The 9,921-nt window shown below is 62.0% G+C and carries 15 protein-coding genes; 2 read left to right on the top strand and 13 right to left on the bottom strand.

The window, feature by feature from the left end; all coding sequences use genetic code 11:
• Window positions 1-49: 49 nt before the first annotated feature.
• Complete coding sequence (locus EO136_RS08915; RefSeq protein ID WP_127143937.1) at window positions 50-1,249, top strand: IS256 family transposase; 1,200 nt, start codon at window positions 50-52, stop codon at window positions 1,247-1,249.
• A 332-nt stretch (window positions 1,250-1,581) separates the two neighbouring features.
• Here EO136_RS08915 and EO136_RS08910 read toward each other — a convergent pair whose 3' ends face one another.
• From EO136_RS08910 to EO136_RS08850, 13 genes are all read right to left on the bottom strand, one after another.
• Window positions 1,582-1,827 carry a hypothetical protein gene (locus tag EO136_RS08910; RefSeq protein WP_127144093.1) on the bottom strand — a complete coding sequence of 82 codons (246 nt, stop codon included), beginning with the start codon at window positions 1,825-1,827 and terminating at the stop codon, window positions 1,582-1,584.
• On the bottom strand, window positions 1,824-2,153 hold the full coding sequence (locus EO136_RS08905) for a hypothetical protein (protein ID WP_206513299.1): 330 nt from the start codon (window positions 2,151-2,153) through the stop codon (window positions 1,824-1,826). The genes EO136_RS08910 and EO136_RS08905 overlap by 4 nt, the downstream gene beginning before the upstream one ends.
• The gene (locus EO136_RS08900) at window positions 2,141-2,677 is read right to left on the bottom strand and encodes a hypothetical protein (protein ID WP_127144092.1); all 537 of its coding nucleotides are present in this window, start codon (window positions 2,675-2,677) and stop codon (window positions 2,141-2,143) included. The genes EO136_RS08905 and EO136_RS08900 overlap by 13 nt, the downstream gene beginning before the upstream one ends.
• Window positions 2,674-2,979 (bottom strand): hypothetical protein, encoded by a 306-nt coding sequence (locus EO136_RS08895; RefSeq protein WP_127144091.1) that lies wholly within the window; start codon window positions 2,977-2,979, stop codon window positions 2,674-2,676. The genes EO136_RS08900 and EO136_RS08895 overlap by 4 nt, the downstream gene beginning before the upstream one ends.
• Complete coding sequence (locus tag EO136_RS08890) at window positions 2,979-3,485, bottom strand: hypothetical protein (protein WP_127144090.1); 507 nt, start codon at window positions 3,483-3,485, stop codon at window positions 2,979-2,981. The genes EO136_RS08895 and EO136_RS08890 overlap by 1 nt, the downstream gene beginning before the upstream one ends.
• Window positions 3,486-3,487: 2 nt before the next feature.
• Window positions 3,488-4,072, bottom strand: coding sequence for a J domain-containing protein (locus EO136_RS08885; protein ID WP_127144089.1), 585 nt, complete (start codon window positions 4,070-4,072; stop codon window positions 3,488-3,490).
• Complete coding sequence (locus EO136_RS08880; RefSeq protein WP_127144088.1) at window positions 4,069-4,569, bottom strand: DUF1643 domain-containing protein; 501 nt, start codon at window positions 4,567-4,569, stop codon at window positions 4,069-4,071. Before EO136_RS08880 ends, EO136_RS08885 begins: the two co-directional genes overlap by 4 nt.
• Window positions 4,569-5,009 (bottom strand): hypothetical protein, encoded by a 441-nt coding sequence (locus EO136_RS08875; RefSeq protein ID WP_127144087.1) that lies wholly within the window; start codon window positions 5,007-5,009, stop codon window positions 4,569-4,571. The genes EO136_RS08880 and EO136_RS08875 overlap by 1 nt, the downstream gene beginning before the upstream one ends.
• Entirely contained in the window at window positions 5,006-5,503 is a 498-nt protein-coding gene (locus EO136_RS08870) for a hypothetical protein (protein ID WP_127144086.1), read from the bottom strand. Before EO136_RS08870 ends, EO136_RS08875 begins: the two co-directional genes overlap by 4 nt.
• Before the next feature lie 35 nt (window positions 5,504-5,538).
• Window positions 5,539-5,808: a hypothetical protein gene (locus EO136_RS08865; RefSeq protein ID WP_127144085.1), complete on the bottom strand. Its 270-nt coding sequence runs from the start codon at window positions 5,806-5,808 to the stop codon at window positions 5,539-5,541.
• A complete protein-coding gene (locus EO136_RS08860; protein ID WP_127144084.1) occupies window positions 5,805-6,380 on the bottom strand; it encodes an acyl carrier protein in 576 nt (191 codons plus the stop codon). The genes EO136_RS08865 and EO136_RS08860 overlap by 4 nt, the downstream gene beginning before the upstream one ends.
• Window positions 6,364-6,894 carry a hypothetical protein gene (locus EO136_RS08855; protein WP_127144083.1) on the bottom strand — a complete coding sequence of 177 codons (531 nt, stop codon included), beginning with the start codon at window positions 6,892-6,894 and terminating at the stop codon, window positions 6,364-6,366. The genes EO136_RS08860 and EO136_RS08855 overlap by 17 nt, the downstream gene beginning before the upstream one ends.
• Window positions 6,895-7,279: 385 nt before the next feature.
• Window positions 7,280-8,293, bottom strand: a complete 1,014-nt coding sequence (locus tag EO136_RS08850) for a recombinase family protein (protein ID WP_164730509.1) — start codon at window positions 8,291-8,293, stop codon at window positions 7,280-7,282.
• Between the two features lie 355 nt (window positions 8,294-8,648).
• On the opposite strand from EO136_RS08850, the gene EO136_RS08840 reads away from it, so the two are divergent.
• Window positions 8,649-9,668 carry an IS110 family RNA-guided transposase gene (locus EO136_RS08840; protein WP_127143153.1) on the top strand — a complete coding sequence of 340 codons (1,020 nt, stop codon included), beginning with the start codon at window positions 8,649-8,651 and terminating at the stop codon, window positions 9,666-9,668.
• Window positions 9,669-9,921: the final 253 nt, after the last annotated feature.

Raw genomic sequence — 9,921 nt, 5'->3', positions numbered from 1 at the left:
TTTTCCGGTAATGTCGGGTTGTTGAAGCCACAATCCGAAAGGACCACCGATGACCACCGATATGATGAACCTTCGCGCTCTGGTCGAACAGACCCCCGACGCCGATATTTTGCGTGAGATGATCGGCTTTGCCGCTGAACGCCTGATGGAGATGGAAGTGGGCGCTGCCACAGGCGCTGGTTATGGAGCGAAGAGCTCCGATCGCCTGGCCCAGCGCAATGGGTATCGCGACAGAGACTGGGAGACACGCGCCGGCACTGTCGAGCTGCGCATTCCCAAGCTGAGGACAGGGTCCTATTTCCCAACCTTCCTGGAGCCGCGCCGCATGGCCGAGAAGGCTCTAACCGCAGTTATCCAGGAAGCTTACATCCAGGGCATTTCCACCCGATCAGTCGATGATCTGGTCAAGGCCATGGGGATGGGCGGCATCTCCAAAAGTCAGGTGAGCCGGCTGTGCGAAGAGATCGACGATAAGGTCAAAGCCTTCCTCGATCGCCCCATCGAGGGTGACTGGCCCTATCTGTGGATTGATGCCACTTACCTCAAGGTGCGCCGCGGTGGGCGTATCGTCTCGGTCGCCGCCATTATCGCCATCGGCGTCAACAGTGATGGCAGGCGTGAGGTTCTGGGCATGGAGATCGGGACCTCGGAAGCCGAGCCGATCTGGACAGCGTTTCTGCGCAAGCTGACCCGGCGGGGGCTACGTGGGGTCAAGCTCGTGATCTCCGATGCGCACGAAGGGATCAAGGCGGCCGTCAGCAAGGTGTTGTGCGCCACTTGGCAACGATGCCGGGTTCACTTCATGCGCAACGTTCTTGCCCATGCCGGAAAGAGCGGGCGCCGTGTCGTCTCTGCCTTCATCGCCACGGCCTTTGCGCAGGAAACACCAAAGGCGGCCAGTGCGCAATGGCGCGCCGTCGCCGATCAGATCCGACCCAAGGTGCCCAAGCTGGCCACCCTGCTCGATGAGGCCGAGCCTGATGTTCTGGCCTACATGTCGTTCCCACGCGAACACCGGACCAAATTGCACAGCACGAACCCAATCGAGCGTCTCAACGGCGAAATCAAGCGGCGCACCGATGTCGTGGGCATCTTTCCCAATGATGACGCCATCGTGCGCCTCGTGGGCGCGTTACTGCTCGAACAGAACGATGAGTGGGCCGTCCAGCGCGCCCGCTACATGACACTGGAAACAATGAGCCAGATGAGCGATGATCCCCTCATCAGCCTGCCGCCCCTGGCCGGCTGATCCGACACCGGCAGTGCCGGGAAATGCGTGGCGGCCCAAACCAACCTACACCACGCCAGGGGACACCATCCTGATGGCACCGTTATCGAATGGCGGGAGCCACTTGTTCGCGTCGCCCGGGGCCGATCGGTCACATACTTCGAATTCCCCTTTGGTCGATACACGAAGCAAGGTGTCGATCATCGCCGAGCAATCGGTCACGTTTCCCGGGGCCCCAATTGCTCAATGTCCGCGTCGGAGATCGAAGCCTTGATGGTGTCAGAAGGCTACGAAGGCTTCTCCGTCAAGGATTCTCAATGTCAGATTAGGTGATCGTGAGGCCGCGTCTGGGGCTATAGCGGGATCGTTGAAAACAATTGTCCTTCTACAGTGAGGTTTGAGCGCATGGCGCGGGCGCGGCTTTCTGCATCGGCCATGCTGTACGCCCAGACCGTGGTGCCCCACCTTTTGCCGTCCCGGCTGTAGGAGCAGGTGAACTCGTAAAGCGGGCGACCGAAGTCGTCGTAGCGGACGTGCTCCGGGTCGGGGCTTGCTCGGCGGTTGCGTTCGCGGTCCAGATCGATCGGGTCGCTGCTCATGACGGCAGGTCCTCAGTGACGAGGGAAGCGAGTCCATCATCCAACGGCGGTTCAGTGAGCCGGTAACGGGCCGGCGGGGCATAGGGCCGATTGATCCGCATCACGGTCGCCTTATCGCTCGGGGTGAACGAAAAGATCGAAGCGCCGCCATAGAAATGACTGGTCCAGCCCTTGGCGGGGTCGCCCTCGATTGGGACGTCGATTCGGAGCATCTTTGATCCGAACCGCTCTTCCTCCCGGGCTCGGCCGGCGTGCCGGCGATGGCCGAAGATCTCGACCACAGCCCATTCGAAGTCCTCGGTGCCGATGTCCTCTATCTCAGCCATTTTTCGTCTTTGTCCTTCCATTGCTGCAGAACGATCTTGGCGTGCCCCACGCAGCCGGGCGCGTGCTCTCCGGTGAATTCCAGAACGGCCGCGCCGGTCAGCTGCGCGACCTGCACCTGGTAGCGGGTGACCATGCGCACCACGAGCGAGCCGCGGCGGATGTCCGCCCGCAGGGAAGGGCAGTGATCGAGGCAGATGGCGGCGCAATCCTTATGGACCAGCGCTTCGACCTGCATGATGACCAGCTGCCCCCGCGCGGCGATGCGCGGCCGGGCATGGGACAGCGAGACCTTTGTTTGGCCCTTGAGGGGCTTGGCGCAGAGATCGCACTTTTCGAGGACCACGACCTCGCGCTGGCGCTGCATGTGCGGTTTACCGAAGATCGGCTTGCCTACGCCCGGGGCAACCGCGTTGCAGACGGCCGCCCTGCGGGTAAATTCGCACTTGGCGATGTGCATGGGATCCTCGGCCGACCAGAGGACAGTGTAGGGGACGGGGACATTGCCAAAGTTGAGCGCGTTCATGGCCGGTCCCCGACCTTCTCGAGTGCAGCCTGTGCGTCAGCTACCTGCCGGTCAAAGACCTCAATCAGCTGCCGTGCCGAAGCATAGATCGGCTTGAATATCGCCTCGGTCGTTTGGCGCTCAGCGCTGTTGAAAAGGGTCGGGTCGAGTATCGGTCCAACGCTGTCCATATTAGCGCTCTCGGCAAAGAACTGATCTAGCGTCTCCTGTTCAGACCGGATGAGCGTCACCGCGGTGGAGATCGCTAAATTGAGGGCCTGCAAGCGCTCCGCCGCCTCAGCCTTGGTTTTGATCCCGGCCATCAGGCTTGCCCCACGACTGGGGCGAAACGCGCCACGCCCTGGTTCACCTCGAACCTCATGGGGAATGTAGGCGACCAGTAGAATGCGTTGATGACGTGGTTGCCGACGACGAGGGGCTCTCCCTGCAGTGGATCGCCGCAGGTCGTCACCAGTTCCTCAATGCTCCCGGTCACCGTGTCGAAATCGAATGGCATCCAGAATGTGTTGGCCTTCTCGGGCAGCGGCCGGTCGACGGTCCATGACTGATCGGCCTGCACAGTGAGCAGGAGGTCGCCGAACGTCTCGCGGAGCACCCAGTTGATGATCTGACCCTGCTCGAGCTTCATGGCAAAGAACTCGTTTTCGTATTCCGGGTCGTCCTTGGGCAGGCGGAGCATCCAGCCGCCATCGTCCGACTTGACGAGATAGGCGTCCGGGCTCGCCAGCATACCCGGCACCACTTCGTCCACCCAATCGTAGGGCAGGTAGGTTCGGGTTTCCGGGGCGGTGGTGTCTGCTTCGGGCATTGTCATGCTCCTATTGCCTTGAGTCCTGCAGCGCGCGCTGCGTTGAGCTCGGCCATGGCCTGGTCAGACCCGCCGTGGTCAGGGTGGCGCTTCTTGGCCAGCTGCCGGTATGCGCGCTCGATATCGGCCGGGCCGACCGCCTCGTTCGCAGCGAGCCCCAGCACCTTGGTCCAGTGCGGGGCTTTGTCGGCCGATGGCGGGGGTAGAGCCTGAAACCCGCGAAAGGTGGCCCGCACCAAGGCGAGCGTCCCGTGGCGGAGCTCCGTGCGCCTCGCCTCGATCACATGATGGATGGCCTGCAGGTTCGCCTCGACGCTCGAGTACCGATCGACGGGGATGCAGATTTGCATGTCGTCCCAGTTGAACCAGACGGACACGCCGGGATCGGCAGGCTTGCGCTCGGCCAACGAATAGTTCGACGAGATGACGAGACCGCTGATCTTTTTGCGGCTGTCGCTGGCAAACCTGTGCAGCGACGTCTCGACGTTGCCGAGCGCGCTCGGGAGGGTGGTTTTGAAACGGCCGACCTCGCGGGTTCGCGAGCGCTCGATGTGGTCGGGCCATTGGAGAGGGTAAGCTGCGGTCATGGCAGTGGCATATCCTGTGGCACGAGGTTGGAAGGAAGGTAGAGCGGGTGGCCCGGCTGGCCGGATTTGGTGAGCCGGAGGAACTTGGGCGTGCGACCCATGCTACGAACCAGCCCAATGACCTCGTCACCGCGGTGCGCGCTCTCACCATGTCGGCCCCAGCCGCACACGATCGTCCCGCATTGATCCACGATCCTGCGCAGCCAGACGTTGTTGTCGGGCCCGATGGGGTCGGGGACGAGATAGAGATTGGCCGGATCGGTAGAGCGAAGGGCGAAGATGTTGCCGAGCACAAGGCCCCCGAAGCCCCAGGCCTTCGCATAGCCTATGCACCGGCGGATTGTTGGGTCGTCGTTGCTCTCATCGGCGGTGGACGGGTTGAGCAGGATGAATCCCACGACCGGGCCTTCAGCCCACCGGCGCTCGAGGCGGTAACGCCAGGTCCTGCACGGTGAGAACGATGCAGGATCGAAGGCGGGAATGAGCAGGTCATCCATCAGTGCTTCACCTTGGGCGCGGTGGCCATGATGGTGTTGACGTGCAGCGTGTGCCCGTCCTCGAACAGCGTGTCCCAGCTAGAGCGGGCGTCGGTATCGGGGTTCAGCCGCTTCGCCGAGATTGCCTCCATGACAGAGACGATGCGCGCCTCGGCGGCACGATCATCTTCCGCGCGGAACTGGTAGCCGTGGTTTATTGGTTGCAGCAGCTGGGGTGGCCAGGTTTCCTTGGGGACCGACGGATTGAGGGCGCACACAAGCAGTTCGTGCGTCACCTCGGGCGCCATGAGCTTTGGCGGCCTGGCTGTGGGAGTCGTGAGGTCCGCCAGCGACACCAGATAGCTGTGCCATAGCGGGTGGGCCCACGGAGCATGAAGCCACCAGCAGCGGGCGAAAGGTTTGTCGCCGGCCTCCTGCCGGCAAAGGAGGCCATAGGTCATGTTCGACGCTCCAACTCGGTCAGCCCATGAGCGACCTGTTGAGCCAGCCACCACACATCACTTGCCATCCCAATTCGCTTCATCGCGCTCAGGCTTACAGCGTAGCCCCGCGTGCTCCAGCCGCCTTGGCGCTCGCTGATGTTCTCAAAGCGTATCAGGTCGGCGAACTGATCTAGGTTCCGCTCGACGTGCAGCACCAGGTGGAGCAGCTCGGTCATGCGGATCGGCTCCATGCTGAAATCGAACCCAGCATTGGATGGCTTCGGGAAACCATCCAGATCCCTGCGTAGCGGATAGCGCCCGACGATGCTGTGCTCTCTCGGTTCCTGCATGGCCATCGGCAGCAGAGCCGAATCCGGGCCGCACGCGCGCTTGATGCGGGTGTAGACTTCCTGCAGCAGCCCAACGGCACGCTGGCGCTCGTCATCATGCCAGCGAGCCAGCCCTTCGGCGGCTTCCCGCATCGCCCGCTCGCTCTCGAGCGCTTCGCGCATTGCGCGTTTGCGTCGGCGTCCAAACCTCTGGGCCATCAGTTCCCTCCCCGGACGGAGACGGAATAGCCCACGCCCTTGCCGTCGTAGATCTCACCGGCGAAAAGGAACGGCAGACAGGCCTCGCTGCCGTCGATAGCTGAAGCGGTGGGGTGTTCGGGACTCACGCCCATGGGCCCACGAAACTCGACCTTGCGACCGCACACGGCGCATGCGCCGGAAACCTCCAGGTATTTGATATTGGTATTGCCGAAATGCTGGAGATTGAGCGTCCAGTGCGTGTTCTCGGGGCAATTGTGATCGCTCATTCTACACCCACCCGGCCCACGACGTCGGCGCAGATCTTGGAGACGGTCGTGCCCGAGTTCCAAAGGTCGTCCTCGATGATGATCCCGGGGAAGGCATCCTCGACCCCGATCGCCAGTTCGACCTCGTCGAGGCTGTCATACCCGAGCTGGCCGAGGGTGGTGCTCGGATATTCCAGCAGCTCGTCAAGCGACCGCTCTTCGGCCTCGGGAAGCTCCATGTGATGGCGCCGGATGAGCTCCATCGTTTTCGCGATGATATGGTCCCTGGTCATGAACGGGGCTCCCGGTAGGCGGTGTGAAAGGCGGTGGTATCGGATCCCGGACGGGCCAGGATCGATGCCGAAGTGAAACCCCCTGCCGTCGCCCCAGGCCTGCGGGAGGCGCCAGACACCATCGGCGCCGGCCTCAAAATCGATGGCGCCGATCCGCGGCGCGGAGCGGAAGACGTCCCGGTACCGATGGCCAGCGAAGTGCATGCCGTAGAGCAGGGCGTCGGTGAGATGGCTGGAGGTGAACGTCTCGCGCAGTTGTTCGCGGTACTGACGCCACGCTTCCTCATTGAGCGTTGGCATCGCACACCCCTTGGGCAGATCCGGCCAGAATGGTGTCGCAGTAGTTCGCTATGCCCTCGGCCAAGTCTGGCGAGCCGTTACCGAACTGGTAGCTTCGCAGCGCGCAGATAGCGGTCGCCAACGCGTTGCGGACATCCAGCGCTGATGGCTGGAGGCCATGGCCGACGTCAGTGGTTGCACCGGGTGCAACATCTTGGGCGATCTGGTCGACGCGCAGCGCGTTGATCGCCATGCCGGCGCGCGCAAGCCCCACTGCTACGCCGGCTTTGAGCCCGCGATCATAGTCCGCATTGTGCGTGCTGACCGGCTGCCGCTCGGCTACGATCTGCCAAAGCGCCTCGAGCTGCTTATCTCCGAGCTTGGCGACGAAGGTCAGTGGGTCGGAGTTGAAGCGGGACCAGGACGAGCCCCCATCGTCGATGTTGCCGGCGGCGATGACACCAGCCTCGACCAGCTCGTGGAGGTCGATGTTCATCATGGTGACGAGGATGTTCCGGAAGCGTTGGGCGTCCATGTCAGCGCCCCCGCGTGTTCAACAAACTGTTCAACATGGAGGCAGTCAGAAGCCCGGAAAAGCTGGTGCCTAGGGCGAGCTTCGAATCCTGCCGCCCCAGCCAACCAGTCTCCGCCATTCCCGCGTCATGGGAGCTCTCTGCAGGAAGCCCGGTGATTTCCGGAGGTTAGCGGTAGGTCCGCCACTGGAGCCGCTCTCTCCAACCCCGATTCGTCCGTGTTTGGCGCGATCGTCGACCGAGTTTCTCCGTGGGCCAAATTCCCGACATGCTCTGGGATGATCAAGAAATACAGAATATAGCTCGTTGGCTGACATCATGCGGCCCGAATGACGAACGCCCCTGGTGGCGGCCAGGGGGCCTCTTCAGGGGGTCGGGGAGCTGGTGTCAGTCGAGCAGCAGGGTATGCTGTTGGGACCAGTCCAGAGGCAGGGGACGGGCGGCCTTCAATCGCTCAGGTGTCAGCGTGATGGGGTGCCGACCTGTTAGGATCATCTCCGTGATGTCCGGAGCGAGAAAGGCAAGCGAGAGGTTGCGGCTGACATGGGAAACCTGCCGGCGATCCCGTTTTGCAATCGCGGCGATGGTGGCGGCCCGGCCAGTGCGCAGGTCTTCGAACCACCTATGACCGTCAAGGACAAGCTGCACGAGATCCCGATCAAGTGCTCTGGTCCTGCTGCTGACCTCGCCAAGGATAAGGCGGACCTGTTTGCCGCAACGCTGCAGCCGAATTGGGGTGGTGATCTCAAGCGGCTCATCTAAGTCGGCGATGTTCGCGATGCAGTCGGGCTCTGTCATCTCCAGCTCCCTTGTCAGCGCCCCACGATTGATCGCGAGCGTCACGCTGTCCTGCCCCACTTCGATTCGCTCAACAAACTGAGGGATGGCCTCGACCAGTAGGTCCTGTCCTGTCTGGGCTCTGATCGATTGGGATAGCCGCTGTCCCGAGCCGAAGATCTTCGTCAGTTGGGGGAGTTCGCTTACTCCGCTGAAGTCAGCCATCCAGATAGGATCGGCAAGGTGGTCGGCGATAATGGTAACGATCAGTTGCTCGACGTCTGGAGCCGGGACGCGGCAGCCCTTGCCGCAGGCAGTGCCGCGAACGAGCGGCGCCGATGTGTAATAACGGTAGCGTCGCCCGGACTTGATTGCGTAGGTCGGACTCATCCTGCAACCGTCAGAATCGAACAGTATCCCCGCCAGAGGTGCTGAAGCCCGGCGGGATCCGGACCCCCGAGGCCGGTGGCTCTGCTCCGCCAGTCGTGCCTGGACAGCATTCCAGAGGTCGTCGGAGATGATCGCCGTATGCTCGCCCTGGTGGACCTCTCCGCGATGTTGAATTTGGCCGCGGTACACGCGGTTGCGCAGGATCTGGTAGAGCGCGCCGCGGCTGAGGCTCACGCCCCCCATTTACTTGCCGTCACGGAAGCGTCGGCGTTTGGAGACGATGCCCTCGGCATCGAGCGATCGCTTGAGGGAGCCGATCGAGCTGACCTCCAGGTAGCGATGGAAGATCATGCGCACCATCTCGGCCTCGGTTTTGTTGATGCTAGTCGATGGTCACGAGGTGGCCGACCTCGCCTCGGACCCTTCTCGACCACGAACGGCTCGAAGAACGCCCATTCCTCATCCGACATCAAACCACGAACCAACGCTGCCCTCCGCAAAGAACAGCCTTGATGATGTGGACGCCCCCGGCCAGCGCAGTGCCGGTTAAGGTGCTGTGGAAGTGAAAGCAAGAGAAGGAGCGTTTACAATGAATATCAATACAATCGGACTGGATCTGGCCAAGAGCGTTTTCCAGGCACATGGCGTGGATGACACCGGGAAGACAGTGCTGGTGAAGAAGCTGCATCGCAAACAGATGCTGCCATTCTTTTCGAAACTGGCACCCTGCCTGATCGGGGTTGAAGCCTGCGCTACGGCGCATCACTGGGCGCGTACGCTGATCGCCATGGGCCATGACGTCAGGATCATGCCGCCGTCTTATGTAAAAGGATACGTCAAGCGCGGCAAAAGTGATGCGCTGGACGCAGAAGCGATCTGCGAAGCCGTGCAACGTCCCACGATGCGGTTCGTGCCCGTCAAGACGGTTGAGCAGCAGGGCATCCTGATGGCGCATCGGGCGCGATCTCTCCTGGTGCGCCAGCGCACCATGGCAGCGAATGCACTGCGCGCTCACCTGGCCGAATTCGGCTTCGTCGCAAATCCCGGCATCGCCAATCTGGCGAAGCTGGCCGATAGGGCCTTTGCTGATGAAGCCCTTCCTACTTACGCTCATCGAGCGCTTGAGATATTGATCCGACGGATCACCGAGTTAACCGAGGAGGTCGGCGAACTCGATCAGGAATTACGCATCTGGCATGCCGAGAACGAGGCCAGTCGAAGGCTCGCGGCTATCCCGGGTGTCGGGGTGATCACAGCGACAGCCATCGCGGCAACAGTGACAGACCCCGATCAGTTCCAATCAGGCAGGCAATTCGCCGCCTGGCTTGGGCTGACGCCGCAGCAGCAGTCGACCGGAGGCAAAACACGTCTCGGTGGTATATCCAAACAGGGCGACAGGTATTTGCGGCGCCTGCTCGTCGTTGGCGCAACGGCCGTCATGCGACACGCCAAGCGTAACCCGACGCCGATAACAGACTGGGTGAATGGGTTGCTGGAGAAGAAGCCGTTCCGGCTCGCCTCGGTCGCCCTCGCTAACAAGCTCGCCCGCATCGCCTGGGTAGTACTAACCCGCGGAGAGACATATAGACCCTATGGGCGGCCTGCCTGACCGCGCGCAGCCCGAACCAAATTGGCAATGGCAGTCGATGATGCGTAACGATCGAGCCAATGGAGAGGCAAACCCGTCTGATTCAATGCGCCACTCGTGCGCGCCAGCTTGATCAGGGACCTCACCGGCGGATTTCCATCAGGGCCAGCAGCGAATATCACGCCGCACAAACAGGCCGGACATATGAAAGCAACCGATCACCGCAACATGACAAAACCAGCTCTTGCCATAGGGGGCGTCCACATATGAATCA

The sequence above is a fragment of the Pelagibacterium montanilacus genome (genome assembly GCF_003992665.1).
GTDB lineage: Bacteria > Pseudomonadota > Alphaproteobacteria > Rhizobiales > Devosiaceae > Pelagibacterium > Pelagibacterium montanilacus.
The sequence above is the reverse complement of the archived record's forward strand: the minus strand, read 5'-3'. Positions and strand labels throughout refer to the sequence as shown.